The sequence below is a fragment of the Endozoicomonas gorgoniicola genome (genome assembly GCF_025562715.2).
GTDB classification, from domain to species: Bacteria; Pseudomonadota; Gammaproteobacteria; order Pseudomonadales; family Endozoicomonadaceae; genus Endozoicomonas_A; species Endozoicomonas_A gorgoniicola.
This window is the reverse complement of the sequence record NZ_JAPFCC010000001.1, coordinates 4,446,069-4,464,001: the sequence shown is the minus strand read 5'-3', so window position 1 is coordinate 4,464,001 and position 17,933 is coordinate 4,446,069. Positions and strand designations below refer to the sequence as shown.

General features: G+C 46.3%; 13 protein-coding genes. 9 read left to right on the top strand and 4 right to left on the bottom strand.

Going from position 1 to position 17,933, the window contains the following annotated elements; translation table 11 throughout:
- Positions 1–42 precede the first annotated feature (42 nt).
- Together NX722_RS20180 and purE are read right to left on the bottom strand one after the other, a co-directional pair.
- Positions 43–1,215, bottom strand: a complete 1,173-nt coding sequence (locus NX722_RS20180) for a 5-(carboxyamino)imidazole ribonucleotide synthase (RefSeq protein WP_262564652.1) — start codon at positions 1,213–1,215, stop codon at positions 43–45.
- The gene (purE, locus tag NX722_RS20175) at positions 1,215–1,691 is read right to left on the bottom strand and encodes a 5-(carboxyamino)imidazole ribonucleotide mutase (protein WP_262564651.1); all 477 of its coding nucleotides are present in this window, start codon (positions 1,689–1,691) and stop codon (positions 1,215–1,217) included. Before purE ends, NX722_RS20180 begins: the two co-directional genes overlap by 1 nt.
- 370 nt (positions 1,692–2,061) lie before the next feature.
- Here purE and NX722_RS20170 point away from each other — a divergent pair, with 370 nt between their 5' ends.
- Positions 2,062–2,499 carry a GFA family protein gene (locus NX722_RS20170; RefSeq protein WP_262564650.1) on the top strand — a complete coding sequence of 146 codons (438 nt, stop codon included), beginning with the start codon at positions 2,062–2,064 and terminating at the stop codon, positions 2,497–2,499.
- A gap of 63 nt (positions 2,500–2,562) precedes the next feature.
- Positions 2,563–3,759: a hypothetical protein gene (locus NX722_RS20165; RefSeq protein ID WP_262564649.1), complete on the top strand. Its 1,197-nt coding sequence runs from the start codon at positions 2,563–2,565 to the stop codon at positions 3,757–3,759.
- 32 nt (positions 3,760–3,791) lie between these two features.
- Here NX722_RS20165 and NX722_RS20160 read toward each other — a convergent pair whose 3' ends face one another.
- The gene (locus NX722_RS20160; RefSeq protein WP_262564648.1) at positions 3,792–9,656 is read right to left on the bottom strand and encodes a hypothetical protein; all 5,865 of its coding nucleotides are present in this window, start codon (positions 9,654–9,656) and stop codon (positions 3,792–3,794) included.
- Between the two features lie 661 nt (positions 9,657–10,317).
- Between NX722_RS20160 and NX722_RS20155 the strand changes: the two genes are divergently transcribed.
- From NX722_RS20155 to NX722_RS20130, 6 genes are all read left to right on the top strand, one after another.
- On the top strand, positions 10,318–10,524 hold the full coding sequence (locus NX722_RS20155) for a hypothetical protein (RefSeq protein ID WP_262564647.1): 207 nt from the start codon (positions 10,318–10,320) through the stop codon (positions 10,522–10,524).
- Between the two features lie 295 nt (positions 10,525–10,819).
- Entirely contained in the window at positions 10,820–11,812 is a 993-nt protein-coding gene (locus NX722_RS20150; protein ID WP_262563592.1) for an IS30 family transposase, read from the top strand.
- A 1,100-nt stretch (positions 11,813–12,912) separates the two neighbouring features.
- A complete protein-coding gene (locus NX722_RS20145; protein ID WP_262564646.1) occupies positions 12,913–13,182 on the top strand; it encodes a BufA1 family periplasmic bufferin-type metallophore in 270 nt (89 codons plus the stop codon).
- Between the two features lie 25 nt (positions 13,183–13,207).
- Positions 13,208–14,110: an MNIO family bufferin maturase gene (gene bufB, locus NX722_RS20140; RefSeq protein WP_262564645.1), complete on the top strand. Its 903-nt coding sequence runs from the start codon at positions 13,208–13,210 to the stop codon at positions 14,108–14,110.
- A complete protein-coding gene (locus NX722_RS20135; RefSeq protein ID WP_262564644.1) occupies positions 14,088–14,864 on the top strand; it encodes an HvfC/BufC N-terminal domain-containing protein in 777 nt (258 codons plus the stop codon). Before bufB ends, NX722_RS20135 begins: the two co-directional genes overlap by 23 nt.
- Positions 14,861–15,352, top strand: coding sequence for a DoxX family protein (locus NX722_RS20130; RefSeq protein ID WP_262564643.1), 492 nt, complete (start codon positions 14,861–14,863; stop codon positions 15,350–15,352). Before NX722_RS20135 ends, NX722_RS20130 begins: the two co-directional genes overlap by 4 nt.
- Positions 15,353–15,484: 132 nt before the next feature.
- Here NX722_RS20130 and NX722_RS20125 read toward each other — a convergent pair whose 3' ends face one another.
- Positions 15,485–15,961 (bottom strand): hypothetical protein, encoded by a 477-nt coding sequence (locus tag NX722_RS20125; protein ID WP_262564642.1) that lies wholly within the window; start codon positions 15,959–15,961, stop codon positions 15,485–15,487.
- A 265-nt stretch (positions 15,962–16,226) separates the two neighbouring features.
- Here NX722_RS20125 and NX722_RS20120 point away from each other — a divergent pair, with 265 nt between their 5' ends.
- The gene (locus tag NX722_RS20120) at positions 16,227–17,930 is read left to right on the top strand and encodes an IS66 family transposase (protein WP_262563696.1); all 1,704 of its coding nucleotides are present in this window, start codon (positions 16,227–16,229) and stop codon (positions 17,928–17,930) included.
- Positions 17,931–17,933: the final 3 nt, after the last annotated feature.

Sequence of the window (17,933 nt, the reverse complement as noted above, 5' to 3'; positions counted from 1 at the left end):
CCATTTCACAAAAGTGACACGATCAAAAATGATGAGTTCGTATCACGCCGACGGGGGAAACAGGTTCCGCAGAGACTCAAAAGAACCACTCAGTTCTTCCTCATTCTCAGCCAGAATATTCAGATGCCCCAGCTTGCGTCCGGGTCTTGAGGTTTTGTTGTACCAGTGCAAATACGTTCCCTTCGTAATTAACTGATCAGGAGCCTGACTGTCGTCTGAATGCTTTTGCCCAAGCAGGTTATACATACCAACCACTCCGTCCTGATGAGCAGTATTACCCAGCGGTAAGCTGGCAATCGCCCGAAGGTGGTTTTCAAACTGACTGGTGGCAGCACCATCGATCGTCCAGTGACCACTGTTATGCACCCGTGGTGCCAGCTCATTAACCAGCAATTCATTACCTGCAACAAAGCACTCGACCGCCAGTACGCCCACATAACCGGTTTCCTGCAACAAACGACAGATGTAATCCCGGGCTTTATTGTGTAGTTGTTCGGACAGGTCAGGAGCCGGAATCACTGAATGGACAAGAATGCCTTTGTCATGATGATTTTCACCAGACGTATACATCGCGATATCACCATCAGGCGTGCGCGCACCAATCACTGAAATCTCACGATCAAACGCTATTTTCTTTTCGACAATCCATTCATGGATACCTTTAGTGGCTGATTCCTGAAGCCAGTCTTTACGTTCTAGCAAAGCTTCACGCTCTTTTTCGAACGCTTCCAACTGTTCACTGCTGTCGATAATCCATTGGTTATGTCCGTCGTAACCATCTTCCGTTGATTTAATGACCACTGGAAGCCCGCCAATTCTGGCAATAGCCTCCTGAACCGGCTCACGCTCCCGGAACACTTCCCACGGCGATAAAGGAATACCAAGACCAGCCACCAGCGTTTTTTCCCGATGTCGGTTCTGTATCGCCCAGACAATCTCCGGATCGGGGTACACCGGGCAAAATGCCTTCAGTTGTCGTAGCAGGGCAACATTGACAGACTCCCGCTCAACCGTGATCACATCAGGATTACCCAGCCCGCTGAAGACATCACCGGCTGTCATGGTTGTGTCCAGCCGGACGACAGAGCCGAGTCCTTCTATGCAACGAACCGGCTCGTCCGGATCAGCGAGAAAGCTGAACCGGAAGCCCATAGGCCAGCCTGCCAGCGCCAGCATTCTTGAAAGCTGCCCACAACCTACGATACCAACCTTCATTACTCAACGTCCTCCGGCACCTGCTCGGTCTGCTGCCGACGCCATTCGATCAGGCGCCGGGCAAGACTGTCATCCGAGGTGGCAAGAATCTGGGCTGCCATCAGGCCGGCATTGGCTGCACCGGCTTCACCAATGGCCTGAGTCGCTACAGCAACGCCTTTGGGCATCTGGACAATGGAAAGCAGGCTATCAAGACCATTCAGAGCCTTGCTTCTGACAGGAACACCAATCACCGGCAAATGGGTCATGGCGGCCACCATACCGGGGAGGTGGGCAGCACCACCAGCACCGGCAATAATGACTTTGCAGCCTTTATCCGCAGCTTGCCTGCCAAAGCTGAATAGTCGGTCAGGGGTACGATGAGCAGACACTACCCTGGCGGTCCAGGGAACCTGAAGCTGATCTAACAGCTCAGCGGCCTTTTGCATTGTGGGCCAGTCTGAACGGGAACCCATGATAATTTGCACAAGGATCATTGATGTTGTCCTGTTTCATTATTCAACGTTCTTTTCGCAGAGGTCATTTAGAAAGGTTCCAGCCGCTGACTGAGCTGAAACCAGCAGGGCATTGGATAAAAAACTGACCTCAAAGTTCCGTCAAAGGTATTTAACCTTTGTGAACCAGCATGAAATCCAGCATGAAATAAAGTTGCTTGAAATATAGTTGCTTGAAATATTGTTGCTTGAAATATTGTTGCTTGAATCAGGACTGCCACCAGACTCATAACTGACCGAAGCAGCAACGTGAGGAGAGGATTGGCTAACACAATCAGTGACCCGCATGAACTCTGCAATATAACCTATACTCACCGGGCAACTGTCAACTCAGTAGTAAGGAGATAGGGATATGGCTAAATATTCTGGTGGCTGTGATCACATTCACACCCACGCTAACGCTGAACCGATTGACAACCACATTTGTCATTGCTCGGTATGCAAACAAGTCACCGGACAGGACACCACTCATGTTGTTTTCTTCAAACACGGTGATATTGTTTCAGACCACCTCGATCACTTAAATCGACAACCTTTTAATAAGAACAACCCGGACGGGCCTCTGGAACTCTGTACCTGCTCCACCTGCGGAACTCCTATTATGCTGAACGATAAGCAGGGGCGTATTCGTGCTATTGTTCCAAACCTTATGGGATACAACGCTGAACAGATGCCTGCGACTTATCATGCTTTTTTTGACCCCTCCACCGGCGTAGAGACTCCCAAAGACGGTCGCCCTGTCTATGAAGGCTTACGCCCTGATTTTGTCTGGCCTGAGCCAGCAGCCTGAAGAGTCGGGTCAAAGATGGCGTATTTTGCAAAGTTCCTTAATTTGGTTTCAGGTTATTGCTTTTTGCTGTCTGTCACAGCTCAAGCCATGCAGCCGGTACCAGTGACTGAGTGTGTGACTTTGGTTCGCGGCCAAAGCAGCCTGCCAGATTCCGGTGAAGTAGGTGGAATATTGGGGGTAGCTACTCCGGAGTCTCCAGTGACTACCCGTATTCAGAATCAGGACCCGTTTTACCAAAACCTGCTTGAATTTCTGCAAAACGAGCTAACTGCAATTCAAGGGAGCTTGTCCGGTGGGCAGCAACCAGCACTGATGGACAGGGACACCGTTCGTAGCTGGTTACAGACCTGGGTGAGAGACACAGGGCAAACTATAGACAGGCTCCCTCTGTTATACGTTTTACGCTGGCTGTATAGAAACCAGAGAGCAGGGGATAGTTTACAGAACCGGCTGGCGACATTGATTCATCTTGTATCTCAGTCTCCGGTTATGGGTGGTCCAACTGGCGGAGAATCGGTTCTTGTTCGCGATACAACATCCCTTTTAAGGGAGTCTTTACGAGCTATCCTGGAAGGGCTGGATCAGGACTCTGTCGGAGCCGGTGTCGCCTGGGATCATCATATCGATCGTACACTGGAGAACATTTATGTGTTATTGCAACTGGAGGCACTGAGTTCCCTGTTGCATTCTTCCAGCGAGAATAACCGGGCTGTTTTTGCTTTCATGGAGCGATCGTCAATCATTGTTTCGTCTATTCTTCCTGTCTACACGACATCTCTTAGCCGTTCTTTTTTAGCCAGTCAGCTTTACTTTTTATATGCCCGCAGTCATTCCGTTTCCGGGGCTGAATCCTCCTCCGATATTATCCGGCCTTATATAAACCTTCTGTCTATTTATGGGCGACTATCGGGCGACAGTCGCTTAGTCCGGTTCACGGAACAAACAGAAGAGATAAATGTGAACAGCGTTGACCAAATCGTTGATCGTTATACCCAGCTGGAAAGAGGAGTGTCGGGTTCGACAGAATTATCACACCAGCTTCGGAATTCAGTTTCACACTTCCTGACTTATCCACTGGAATCGGTACAAAGCAATCCTACAGAGCCGTTCCATGATGCTTTAGTCTCTGCACTGACAGAGCAAATAAATCAAAGATCAACCGATGATTCATTTGATGAAACTGTTTTTGGCTCTGTCACTGCAGAACAGCATAATCTGCTTAGAGCTTTGGCTGCGAAAGCCGCTAAAAAAACACGTTGAAATCCCTTTCTCATGAGAGCACAAAAGAACGTTTAGCGAATAATAGTAAGTATTTTTTCTTTGGTTAACACGCTTCGCACAAACTCTATTTTTTCCAGAAAAATGTAGCTTTCTGTTTGAATCAGCTCTTCGATAGCAAGCTTGTTGCGATCACCCCAGCCTACTTGCATATCAAAATGAGGGTTATTCAGTTTGATAGAAGCTTGTTTCAGTTTCATTTTCAAAGTACTGACTTTTGCAGACCAGATTATGTCTTCTTTGGCCTTAGCAACTTCATGATTAATCTTTTTTTGCAAAGATGCTACTGAGACGTAATGCCTCAGGTACATCGGTAAATCGCCTTGCTTCGGGTCATCGTTAAAGAAAAGCTTAACCAGTTTGAAAAAACGCTCTTCAGAATTTTGATGGTATTCTTTAACAAAATCTTGATAATACTTAGTTTTTCTAAGAGTCTCTGGTATATAATTGGCATTGTTAAACAGTTCATACCGATATTTGCAAAAATGATTATACATTGTATTAAGATTTTTGAAGAATTCCCGGTCCAGCAATTCAACAGTTTTTGTTATCGATTCTTTATTTGAGACAGAATCGGTGTCATTTTCTTTTATTTTGAAAATATCTGCTCTTGTCAATCTTAAATATCCATAGAGTGAAACAACATGAGTGCGGAGAACTTTTTGTAGGAAGGCTTTATTCTGGAGCAAGACATCAAAATGGTTGTGGACTTTTGGTGTGGGTAACCAGGTGGCAGAAGCAACCTCTTTTGCATGACTTTCAAACTCATTAAGGATTGATTGCGCATTGTTTTTAAATTGTTCCAGCAATTTCTGGCTTGAAGTATATTTTTCGACTTGAGTCAGCAGGTTATGGGTTAGAGAACTGTTAGACCTGTACTGAGAAGTGGGGGTTCGGAAGGTTGTTGCCGCCGCTGATGGTGCGCTGCTTACCTGCCCGGTGCTGCTGACGGGGTCTGCCGAAGTCGATTCAGCACGGAAGGTTGTTGACACCGCTGATGGTGCGCTGCTTGTCTGCCCGGTGCTGCTGACGGGGTCTGCCGAAGTCGATTCAGCCCGGAAGGTTATTGTTGATTCCGCTGATGGTGTGCTGCTTGTCTGCCCGGTGCTGCTGACGGGGTCTGCCGAAGTCGATTCAGCCCGGAAGGTTGTTGCCGCTGCTGATGGTGCGCTGCTTACCTGCCCGGTGCTGCTGACGGGGTCTGCCGAAGTCGATTCAGCCCGGAAGGTTGTTGCCGCTGCTGATAGTGTGCTGCTTGTCTGCCCGGTGCTGCTAACGGGGTCTGCCGAAGTCGATTCAGCCCGGAAGGTTGTTGCCGCCGCTGATGGTGCGCTGCTTACCTGCCCGGTGCTGCTGACGGGGTCTGCCGAAGTCGATTCAGCACGGAAGGTTGTTGACACCGCTGATGGTGCGCTGCTTGTCTGCCCGGTGCTGCTGACGGGGTCTGCCGAAGTCGATTCAGCCCGGAAGGTTATTGTTGATTCCGCTGATGGTGTGCTGCTTGTCTGCCCGGTGCTGCTGACGGGGTCTGCCGAAGTCGATTCAGCCCGGAAGGTTGTTGCCGCCGCTGATGGTGCGCTGCTTGCCTGCCCGGTGCTGCTGACGGGGTCTGCCGAAGTCGATTCAGCCCGGAAGGTTATTGTTGATTCCGCTGATGGTGTGCTGCTTGTCGGCCCGGTGCTGCTGACGGGGTCTGCCGAAGTCGATTCAGCCCGGAAGGTTGTTGGCACCGTTGATAGTGTGCTGCTTGTCTGCCCGGTGCTGATGACGGGGTCTGCCGAAGTCGGTTCAGCACGGAAGGTTGTTGTTGATTCCGCTGATGGTGTGCTGCTTGTCTGCCCGGTGCTGCTGACGGGGTCTGCCGAAGTCGATTCAGCCCGGAAGGTTGTTGTTGATTCCGCTGATGGTGTGCTGCTTGTCTGCCCGGTGCTGCTGACGGGGTCTGCCGAAGTCGATTCAGCCCGGAAGGTTGTTGGCACCGTTGATAGTGTGCTGCTTGTCTGCCCGGTGCTGCTGACGGGGTCTGCTGAAGTCGGTTCAGCACGGAAGGTTGTTGCCGCTGCTGATGGTGCGCTGCTTGTCTGTCTGGTGCTGCTGACGGGGTCTGCCGAAGTCGATTCAGCCCGGAAGGTTGTTGCCGCCGCTGATGGTGCGCTGCTTGCCTGCCCGGTGCTGCTGACGGGGTCTGCCGAAGTCGGTTCAGCACGGAAGGTTGTTGCCGCTGCTGATGGTGCGCTGCTTGTCTGCCCAGTGCTGCTGACGGGGTCTGCCGAAGTCGATTCAGCCCGGAAGGTTGTTGCCGCCGCTGATAGTGTGCTGCTTGTCTGTTCGGTGCTGCTGACGGGGTCTGCCGAAGTCGATTCAGCCCGGAAGGTTGTTGGCACCGTTGATAGTGTGCTGCTTGTCTGCCCGGTGCTGCTGACGGGGTCTGCCGAAGTCGATTCAGCCCGGAAGGTTGTTGTTGATTCCGCTGATGGTGTGCTGCTTGTCTGACTTGTCTGTCCAATGGTGCTGGACGGCTCTGCCTCGGTAGATCGAATCCAGGATATTATTGGCCGGAGGGTGGGGGTTGCCGTTTTTACCTCCGGGATTGCAGTACTGGCCCTTCTGGTATGGACTAAAAGGGTTGAGGGTTTTGAAGTAGTTGCATCAGTGGATTGTTGTACGGTCTGTTTAGGAACAGATAACGCCTCGTTTTTATTGTTATTTGCATCATTGTTGTGGTTTTTGTTGTTCTTATGTTCATCATTATTGCTGGATTTTTTATGACTAAAAAGTCTTCCCAGGAAACTGAATGCCCCTAAACCTGCACCTCCCCCTGCTGCTGCTCCCTCTTCTTCTGCGTCTTCTCCTTCTCCAGCGGCTGCAGCCCCGTCAGCGCCTAATTCAGAAGAATCTGCCACATCTAAATCAGCGTCCGCGTCCGCATCATCATTATTGGTTTCGGTGTTAGAATCGTCGTCTTCTGAATCCTGATTACGACAAGAGTCTGATGTTGATCGTCGGCAGCGTACTGGTTCTCTGGACTGACTCTCTTCTGCTTGTTGTGGTCGCCGCACACGACTTTCTGTCTCCTCTGGCTCTTCTAGCTCTTCTGGTTCTTCTGGTTCTTTTTGTGGAACATCAGGCATTCTTTCTGAAGACGTTCCGAGTACTTCGTTGATGGCATCGTTAATTTCTTCCTGGGTTACCTCCTCCTCAGTGAGATCAACATTATTTAATTCTGTATTTTCAAGCTGCTCTGCAGTTTGAGAAGACCTGGATTTTAGCCATTTCAAGAGCGCTAACGTACCGCCTGCTCCTCCTAAAACGCCTGAGGCGCCTTCCAATGATTTTTCCAGAGTGCGATTCTTGCCTCTTTTCTTGCTAGATTTTTTAGCTCCAGATTGACGAGGAGCATCAGCAACAGCGTATTCCGGGCTAAGAATATTTAAAAAGTCTCGCTTTAGTCCCAGTTGCAGCAGTTCAGAAATTCCTTCAGAAGTATCGGCGGTAGAAGATACAGACAAAGATTTGATATTTTTGAGGGTATTATTTTTGGTTTTGCCGCTTTTATCCTTACGGGCGCTGCTGGCGCCTGCCTGATTCTGAAGACCGCTTTCATGGAGATCACTAAATACCTTTGCGACGTTCGCGCTTAAAGCTAAAACATCATCAGGTATAGTGTAATGAGGGTCCTGGTCAGCTTGCTCAAGCGCTGCGAGAACCTCCCGCATTTGGCTTATGACCGGATCAGACGTCGTAACCTGCTGGTCTGGCTCAGAGAAATCGTGACTGACCGATGCTTTCTTCAGTCTCGCTTTGTTTTCTGTAGACGTGACTTTTTGAATGTAATTTTTAACAAACTCAGCTGTTCTCGCCTTGCTTATACTGGGTAGTTCTGACACAGAATGGGTGACAATATCCTCAATTGTCAAAGCCGAGCCCGGTAGTAGTGTTAAACCTTTTATCACGTCAATGGCATCAGAAGTAATATCCATATACTCATGCAATTTACCGGGTGCTGAGCTACTGCCTGACGTAAGTGTTTCTTTTATTTCGTAATGCAGCCTGAACGATTTCAGCTTATCTTGTGCTTTGGTACGAAGTTCCTCCAGATCTTTTGCGTAAATGATGTGAGTGCTGGTTTGTATATCGGTAATAATAATTCGAAATGATTGTTGACCCAGTTTTTCGCTTAAAGCGTAGGCGACATGGTTTGGCTTTGGCCTGATCATCATCTGGTTTTTGCCAGTTTCATCGGGCTGCAGATTCTCCAGAGGTTTAACCAGTATGTCGATGAGTTGATTCATGGATTGAAATGATGCTGCTGCAGCATTTAATGCTTCTCTCGTGGAATGAATTTGGGCGGTATTATTATTCATGTAAAGGCTTTTAGACTTCAGCTTGTGCTTTAAAAATTCATTAACAGAAATCATTTTACCTTTAAAAGACATAAAGTAAAACTGGAATATCTGCCTGATTTGTAAAGGCATACTGTCGAAGTATTTATCCGGATTAACCACTGAGTTAACTAATCCATCAATAGCTAAGAGCAGGTTTTCATTATCAGCTGCAACACCTGAAAGAAGAACGTCTGCGAAACAAAAGCCGGGGTCTATTTCGTTGTACCCCTTGTAGATGATAAACGTATCATAAACAAAGGAGAAACGAAGCACCTGGCTGATCTGTTTTTCGGCATCAGTCGCTATTGGCATATCTTTTAAGTTGTTGAAATCTTCAAGCAATACTTTCAATGATTTCTTATAAAAAGGTTCAAAGTTTACCGAGGGTGTTGTAGATTTAGTGTTTTTAATAAGCTGAAGAATGGCTGCATTAGTCGTAAAAGTTATTTTTCCAGCATTGTAGAAATCATTATTATCTAAAAAACTTTTAACTTGATTGTTTAATTCTGATATCTTTGATGCTATTTGATCCGAGGTTGTAGACTTGTCAAACAGTTTTTCTATCACTGGGTCATTAAAGCTATCACCATACATTTCGGTTATAAAATTATTTCTTTGCTCTTCAAACCCTTTGATGAATTCTACCAGTTCTTGATATTTAATCGGACTACTTTCAAATTTAATAAAATTTTCAAGAATGTCTTGCAAATCTTTTATAATTGACCTTCTGAGTCTTTTTCGTTCTTTTTGTGACTTGCTATCTTGATAAGCCTCTAATTGTTTAAGTAGTGTGGATAGCTGTTGGTCGAAATAATTCGATGCTACCGGATGGGTGTCCTTTATTGCGTGGGCAAACGCAGAAAGTGCTTCGACCAAAATGGTTGTTTCATAGAGTTCCAGGCTTTCATTCAGGTATTCCAGAAGAGAGCTTTTATAACGTCCTGATATATTGACATTGTCTGATTTCAGCTCTTTTTTTAATCTTCCCAGTAATGTATTTTTACTGTTTTTCTTGAGTATTTTTTTGAGTGCGAGTATTGAAACGGAGATGTCCGGAGTTGTGGAAGACTTAGCTGCCGTTGTAGGACTAGCTGTAGAACTGGTTATTTCCGACTTAATCATCCCGTCGGTCTGAATCGTTGTTGAGGATAACGTAGCAGGGTACTCTGACAGCCTGTTTGACAGAGTCGAGGGCTGAACGGTTTTTTGTTGGCTGACCGTTGTGTCGGGTTCAGCTGCATGTGTGTTTTTTGCCTGTTCCGGCACTACAGGTTCCGTTATGACTGTTGGTTGCTCCGGTGCTGCCGTTGTCGGACTAGCTGTAGAACTGGTTATTTCCGGCTTAATCATCCCGTCGGTCTGAATCGTTGTTGAGGATAACGTAGCAGGGTACTCTGACAGCCTGTTTGACAGAGCCGAGGGCTGAACGGTTTTTTGCTGGCTGACCGTTGTGTCGGGTTCAGCTGCATGTGTGTTTTTTGTCCGTTCCGGCACTACAGGTTCCGTTATGACTGTTGGTTGCTCCGTTGAGGGAAATTCTGTTTTACCGGAAACTATGACATTATTACCTGACTGTTGGACTCCTTGCCTGGTGTGGGGATTTAAGCTTTCCTCTGAATGATTAAGAAATATACTGCTTGTTCCCGGAGTGGAGGGTGTATTTGCTTTAGGCACTAACATCGGTACTATATTTTTTTCATAATACTCAACCAGCTTTTTGAACTCATTTTGCAATACCCGAGCCGATTTATAGCCTTCATTTTTTAGATAAGATAATTCTGATTCAATATCGTCAACAGCCTTTTTGATTTCAGACTCTAACGGTTTGATATCAATAGATCGCCTGTTTCTGTGTGTTTTTTTCTCGGTATTTTGTAGAGTGCTGTCTGTATCGGTGGATAAAAATGTGTCCTGGGTTAATTCAAATTCCTGATGTTTTTCTAGTTGGTCAACGCTGTCATTCGAGTATCTACTGCTACTGATGAGGTGTGTTGCCAAGTTTTCAATATATATTTGAATCAATACTTTCAGGTGATAAGTTTGATCCCTGGACAACTTTCCATTTTCAGCACTATGGAAAATTGATTTTACCAGTGTCCACGTTTCTTTTCGATTGTCAGCAGGGGTGCTACGTAAAATATTTTCAGTGGTTTGAATGAAGCTATATGTTTCAATGGGTGTTACTTCTGATGCTACTGACTTAAAAACAGGTGTAATTGTGTCAATTTTGTTTTTTGTAGATTCATTAAAAATTATATGTATTGAAACTGGAATCATATTTTTGATAATTTCTAATGCTAATGACAGGTCACGTGTTGATGCACCGCCATCAGGAATGTACAGATTGTCATCATTATTTTGATACAGCTTCAGGATAGTGTCAGGGTTCAGGAGTTCATATGCGTCAGTAAGCAATTTCAATTGCACGCTTGTTACAGTGTGGTCTACACTGCCTTCAGCATTGCTTGATAGTACTAAAGGGTACTCAGAATCTCCCTTTGTAGTTCTAACTGATTGGGCAGGAGAAATTAAAACTCCTGAATTCGTATCATAAGTGCATAACCTCTGTAACCAGAGGATTGTTTCAGAACCTTTGAAGTGAATCAGAACTCAGGGGTATTCTGTAAAGCAACCAAACCATACAGAGGAAGCCAAGGATGGCCTATACACACCTGAGCTCTGAAGAGAGATATTATATCGAAACTGAACTCAAAAATGGGACTTCACAAAACAAAATTGCTAAAAAGCTTGGCCGTTCACAGCCTACCGTGTCGCGAGAAGTAAACCGCAATAAAGGGCAAAGAGGGTACAGGCACCAACAGGCTAATCGCACAGCTCGGCAGCGGCACAAAGATAAGCCAAAAGCTATTAAGCTGACAGACGACATTAAACAACGTATTTCAAACGATATCCGTTCAGATTGGAGTCCTGAACAAGTGGCTGGAAGGCTTGAAAAGGACGGTGTAATCAAGCTGCATCATGAGACGATTTATCAATTTGTAGCGGATGATAAACGGCGCGGAGGCTCGCTCTATAAGCACTTGAGGCACCAGAAAAAAACTTATCGAAAGCGATACGGTTCAGCTCATAACCGAACCGGTATACCAAATCGGGTTGGCATTGAAGAACGCCCCGAAGTGGTCAACAACAGAGAGCGAGTTGGTGACTGGGAAGCTGATACTGTAATAGGTAAAAATCATAAAGGAGCCATCGCTACATTAGATGAACGAAAAACCAAGCTTCGCCTTGCTGTCCCTCTACCAGGCAAGAAGGCAAAAGCGGTTAAACAGGGAATAATTGACGTACTCAAGCCTCTGAAAAGGTTTGTAAAGACAATAACATACGACAATGGAAAGGAGTTTGTTCAGCATGAATCAATTGCCAAAGCTTTAAAATGTGACAGCTACTTTGCTGCCCCCTACCATTCTTGGGAAAGAGGCCAGAATGAGAATGCTAATGGTTTGCTAAGGCAGTATTTCCCCAAGTCGATGGAGCTTAATGGCGTGACAGAAAAAGATGTCATCATTGCAGTGGATAAGCTGAACAACAGGCCAAGAAAGTGCCTGGGCTACAAGACTCCTTATGAGGCATTTAAAGAGTCAACTGGAATAGATGCAAGAAAAGTCATGGGTTATGCACTTATGACTTGAATTCAGGACTACTGATGTTGAATGATAATCTGACTTTATGAAGCCGGAGTTTTCAGGGCTTAACAAAAGATTTTTGTCGTATAAGTTAATGGAGAAAGTCTTTCCGTAATCCCGAACTGGTGTAAAATTATAGGTATTGTTCGCACCCGGAACCAGTGAGAATTCATGTACTCTTGCCGTATAAAAAGAGTCTGTAAGAGTCCCCCTTAGATCGGGTCGATCTGAGATAGATGAAAATGACAGTGTAAATAAACCTTCGAACTTATCATCTGAGAATAAAAAGTTGTAAGTTTGTTTATGTTCACATAATGAGCTAAGGAAATCGTACTTCACAATATAATTATTTTCTGAGAACAAATGCACAGACGTTTCGCATTGCTCATGTTCAGCTTTTTCAGCTAAGGGCAATGCCCACAAATTATAATGAAACGGTAATAATAAAGAAGCAACGATGCGATTATTTTTTATATGCATAAAAAAACTGATTATGTTTTAGGTTTTTGTCTATTAGCCTGTGTATAGCGTGGATCACTTGACCAGCCTCCTTAACCCCTTGGTCTGCAAGGGGTTTAGACATATCCCTATGGAATCAAAAGTTTATTAACTGATGCTCATAGGGACGACATTAACCATCAATGAAAATAATCCTGCGGGTTCATCTCAATAACCATGGTCAAACTTGTTATAGAAAACGACAACTGACTATGATTATTGAGATGAACCTTGACAGATTAGTACTATTAAGGACACTTTGCAGAAATGTTTCTCAGAAAATGAATTGAGTTTGATGACTGAAAGGCATGGCTTCAGAGAACTCCCTGCGAAATAGCAGGGAGATGAATTTCTTCAGCCCGTCAGGGCTGGTATGTGCTATGATATTTTCGTCTCGTTGTAGACCTACCCTCGGGCAGAGGGGAAGTAAAGTCTGTGGAGGTAATGTAAGTCCTGTGTGTCGTACCCATGAAGCAGAAACCTGTGCAAAATCGTGAGAAAGTAGCACCCTGTAAAGGAATCTCCCTGCGAACCAGCAGGGAGAGGATGTCAATTCTCATAGCGACACCTGCCTGAAAATTCTCCACAGTATCGTAGGAGGGGTGAGCATGAAAAAGGCCACCAACATTGCCCTCGCAACCGCTGTAACCAGCTTGGTCGCGCTAGCCGGTACCGCCTTAACAACCTCAAACGTGTTAGCCGCAGAAAAAGAAAAGTGCTATGGAGTAGCAAAAGCAGGCAAAAATGACTGCGCCACCAAAACCACCTCTTGTGCCGGTTCATCGAAAACCGACAGTCAGAAAGATGCTTTCCTTATGGTTCCAAAAGGCTTGTGTGATCGTCTTACTGGCGGTTCAATCCAATCAAAAAATCCTTAGCCACCTACCAATCTGATCATTACCTGTGAGCAAGCTATCCCCTCACAAGATGGTAGGGCTAGGGCTTCGCTCCCCCCACATCCATCAGTTTATTTCTGAGAAGCCAGAGATCGGCTGGCTGGAAGTTCACAGCGAGAACTTCTTTACTCCCCACTCGGTCGCCCGGCAGCAGCTCAGGGATATCGCCAGCCTCTATCCTGTCAGCCTCCATGGTGTCGGAATGTCACTCGGCTCTACCGACAAGCTGGATAAACAGCATCTGGCTCAACTCAGGCGGCTAGTGGATGACATTAATCCTGTAGCCGTTTCCGAACATCTGAGCTGGAGTTCAGTCAATGGACAGTACTTCAACGACCTGCTACCCCTGCCCTATACCGAGGAGGCACTGACCCACTTTTGCCTGAAGGTCGAGCAGGTACAGGAAACCCTGAACCGCCAGCTACTGGTTGAAAATCCGTCCAGCTACCTGAGCTTTAACCACTCAACGATTCCTGAATGGGCGTTTCTGAGTTCAGTCCAGAAACGCACCGGATGCGGACTTCTGCTCGATCTCAACAATATTTATGTCAGCAGCTTCAACCTCGATTTTGATTGCCAGGTTTACCTTGATGCAATTGACCCTCACTCCGTCAAAGAGATCCATCTTGCCGGATTTACCGTCAGGCAATTAGAACAAGGGGAGGTCTGGATAGACAGCCACAGTCGTCCGGTCAGTGAACCTGTCTGGCAGCTTTATCGCCAGTGGGTTCGACAGCATTTGAATCGATTGGGAAGTATTCCGACCCTGATTGAGTGGGACCTGGATATTCCCGAACTCGACATCCTGTTCGGCGAAGCCAGCAAAGCGCAACAAATTCTTGTTGAGGAAATTCTTGTTGAGAAAATTCTTATTGGGGAGAGAAGCCATGGGATGTCGTCAACAGGATAACCTTCAGCAGCTACAGCAGCACTTTGCCGAAGCCTTACACTACCGACCAAGCCCGGTCAGCAAGAGGGTTGCGGCGGGGCGGTTTAGCCCGGAACAACGGATACAGATATATCGCAATAATTTTATTATCAGCCTGTCGGAGGTGCTGGAAGCTACCTACCCTTGTTGCAAGGCTGTACTGGGAGACGAGTGCTTTGCCCAACTCGCCCGCCAGTATGTCCTGACCCAACCTTTGAGGGAAGGGAACGTGACCGATTACGGTGATCGCTTTGTCGATACAATTTCCAGCCAAACCCCGGTGATTGCAGCAGTGCCTTATATTGCCGACTTAGCCCGGCTTGAATGGCTGGTCGACAGAGCCAGCCAGCATGTTGCCATTGCGTCAAACTTCCCATTTGAGCAGCTGGCCCGAATCACCGAAGATAATTTCAGCCAACTGATACTTGAAGTTGCCGAACCGGTCTATTTCTTCGACTCGCAATATCCTGTTGCCAGCTTATGGCAGATGATCACAGGCGACCAGGTTGAGTCAGTTGATATTACACGATCAGAGTCGGCCATTATCCAGCACCGTCATGAGGGTATGCAGGTGATCGCAACAACCCCTTCTGCGATAGGGCTCATGCGCCTATGCCAGCAAGGTCAGCCACTGGGTGAAGCCGATGATTCCATGCTGGCACTACTGGGCGAACTGATCCGGCAACAGTTTTTTACCCGTATTCACGGTTTGCCTGAGGGTGAGTACGCAGATTGAACCTTCTCAAAACCACCGACAGTATTTTCCAGCGCATCACGGTGCCATTGATCCCATTATTTCTTTTATTCACCCGAATCTGGGTCGCATGGGCTTTCTTCAAGTCCGGGGTGGTGAAATGCAATAGCTGGGACAGCACACTTTATCTGTTCCAGTATGAATATCAGGTACCGCTGCTGAACTGGAAAATCGCCGCCTGCACTGGCACTGCTGCTGAACTGATCCTGCCAGTCCTTATAGCTTTGGGACTGTTTACCCGACCGGCAGCACTGGCGTTGTTCGTATTCAATATCATTGCGGTAGTGTCTTACCCGCTGCTATGGGAGAAAGGATTTCTCGATCATCAGTTATGGGGGCTTATGATGCTGATCAACCTGTTCTGGGGCAGTGGTATGATTTCCATCGACTATACCATTGGCTGCAGACCTGAGAAGCCATCTGAAGAGTCACCTCAACCGACTGACATTAGCGACGGTCAGTCCAGCTGACCGCTTTCATACGTTGCTACTGATAGAGGCGCAGAGAGACAAAAAAGGACGCAACATTTTTCACATCAATATAGATTCATATAAGATGCTTATAGGAAATAAAAATTTAATAACAAATCAAGCAATCAGCTGTTAATTCCCTGAACTTGAGAATTGATCAAGGTTTTTTTCTATAAGTTCTATCACGGAAAGTGATTCTTTTTCTTTGTTTTTTATGTAATTGTCCAAGACCTTAATGTGGTCGAGAGAATTTTTCAGAATGTTTGAGCGACTATAGAGTTGTGAATATAGTGCTATGCTTGTTTCATCGTAAGTGTTCTCAACTCCCATTTTTGACATTTTGATCCCAATTTTTTTAACTAAAAATTTTATCATAGATACTATTTTTGGTATATCTGAAGCTAGCTCGGAAAGATGCTTTATTAAATCAAAGAGTCGTTCACGTTGCATATTTAAAAAATCAAATTGATCTTTTAAATAGGGTGCATCGTCAAGACCATAAGATAACATATTAAATAATTGAATCACTTCGGTTTGGTGATAGTACACTTGCATGAAAGGGTTATCAGTTTCTTTTAGACAAGAAATTAAGGACGATATTGTATCCATAATTGAAATTAACTCATGATTACTTATTCCTTCTGAAATCTTAGGCAATATCTTTTGATAAGGGCTATTAAAAAAAACATCCTCATCAAAGTTATCGTAATACCACTGATAAATAATTTTGTAGCGACTTACTTTCTTATATAGAGAGGCGATCTTTACGAAAGTCGTATTTGAATCAAATAATGTGTAACTGCTCAAAATTGACTGGCAAATCAACCTCTACAGGTCAAAGAAAGTTATCCTGATCTTTCGTATATTTCACCGTATGCACCTGCCTGACTCACTATTCTCCAGTACAGACAATGAACAGTTGCGTTCATTCGTCAAAAACCTTCTCGACACGGTCGAGAAGCAATCTGTGCAAATTGAAAGGCAGCGCGTTCAGATCGAACAGCTGGTCGAAGAGAACGAACAGCTTCGAGCAGAAATTCGCCACCTGAAGAAGCACAAGGGCAAGCCTAAAATCAGGCCTAATGTCTCGGACAAGGGCGATGATCAGGAAGACAGCTCTTCTGCGGAAGACACTGATCAGGCTGCCGGGAAAAGTGACACTGATCGTCCGCCGAAAAGTAAACGACCACGATCACAAGAAGCCGGTGAAACCGCTGCACCACCAATGACTGTTGACCGAGAGGAAATCTGTTCAATCGCTGCTCCCGGTGAGAACTGGCGCTTCAAGTGCTATATCGACTTTTTCCATACTGAGCTGGACTTGCGTTTTGTCACTACTCGCTACAGGCGTGAGTATTACACAACTCCGGAAGGCGGGGTGTCAGCCCCGCTACCTGATCATGTGAAAGACCGTTTTGGCGACAACCTGAAAGCCCATCTGCTGGATTTTTATCATTCATGCAGTACGACACAGCCACTACTGCTATCTTGGCTGCACGACCATGGATGCTCAATATCAGAAGGTTCCCTGAGCAACATCCTGACGAAAGGCCATGATATTTTCCACCAGGAAAAAGAAGAATTGCTGGAAGCAGGGCTGACTTGCTCTGATTATCTCCAGGCCGACGACACAGGTGCTCGCCACCAAGGAAAAAACGGCTACTGCCTGTTTATCGGCAACCCTTATTTTTCCTACTTCCATAGCAGCGACAGTAAGAGCAGGATTAATTTCCTGGGCTGTCTGCAAGGGCAGCAGCGGCTTTATCTTCTCAACGACGTTGCCATTGACTACATGGAGAATCAGGTTGATGTGTCGAAGAAGTGGATCACTGCGCTATCCGAATGCGGCGAGAAGCGTTTCTCAACAGAAGAAGAGTGGGAGAGCTTCCTTAACAGCATTGGTTGTGCTGCCCCGCAACAAAGGCGCTGGGCGACAGAGGGTGTTTTAAAGGCCGCATTGATGCTCAATCATCGCCTTGAGAACCTGATTATCCATAGCGATGGAGCCCGGCAGTTTGATACAGCCTTTCAGCATTCGCTGTGTTGGTACCATGCGGGAAGAAACATGGACAAGCTGATACCGGCCAATGACCTGGAACGAGCCGCCCGTGACACCGTGCAGGATCAGTACTGGTGCCTCTACGACGACATTGAGGCCTACCAGAAAAAACCAACGGACAAGGAGAAACAGAAGCTCTACCAGGAGTTTGATCGTTGGGTAACACAGCGGGTTGACTACCCTGCCTTGCAGGCTGAGTTGGGCAAACTGATGGTTGTCAGGGAAGAGCTGTTATTGGTTCTTGAGTATCCGTGGCTGCCACTGCACAACAACCTGAGCGAGAGGCAGATCAGAGAGTATGTGAAACGGCGAAAGGTTAGCGGTGGTACCCGGAGTAAACTTGGGAGGAAATGCCGCGACACCTTTGCCAGTTTGAAAAAGACCTGTAAACAACACGGGGTGTCCTTTGCCAACTATCTCAGGGACAGGCTGACTGGAACCAATCTGATTCCGCAGCTGGGGCATCTCATCCTGAAGGCATCAGGCTATCAGGAAACGGTTCTTGCCAATGGAATATGAGCA

Bases quoted from the DNA above. Each gene is read 5' to 3' on its own strand.
- purE (WP_262564651.1), bottom strand. From the start codon at position 1,691: ATGATCCTTGTGCAAATTATCATGGGTTCCCGTTCAGACTGGCCCACA.
- NX722_RS20120 (WP_262563696.1), top strand. From the start codon at position 16,227: ATGCACCTGCCTGACTCACTATTCTCCAGTACAGACAATGAACAGTTG.
- NX722_RS20125 (WP_262564642.1), bottom strand. From the start codon at position 15,961: ATGGATACAATATCGTCCTTAATTTCTTGTCTAAAAGAAACTGATAAC.
- NX722_RS20180 (WP_262564652.1), bottom strand. From the start codon at position 1,215: ATGAAGGTTGGTATCGTAGGTTGTGGGCAGCTTTCAAGAATGCTGGCG.
- NX722_RS20145 (WP_262564646.1), top strand. From the start codon at position 12,913: ATGAAAAAGGCCACCAACATTGCCCTCGCAACCGCTGTAACCAGCTTG.
- NX722_RS20170 (WP_262564650.1), top strand. From the start codon at position 2,062: ATGGCTAAATATTCTGGTGGCTGTGATCACATTCACACCCACGCTAAC.
- NX722_RS20155 (WP_262564647.1), top strand. From the start codon at position 10,318: ATGAAGCTATATGTTTCAATGGGTGTTACTTCTGATGCTACTGACTTA.
- NX722_RS20150 (WP_262563592.1), top strand. From the start codon at position 10,820: ATGGCCTATACACACCTGAGCTCTGAAGAGAGATATTATATCGAAACT.
- NX722_RS20135 (WP_262564644.1), top strand. From the start codon at position 14,088: ATGGGATGTCGTCAACAGGATAACCTTCAGCAGCTACAGCAGCACTTT.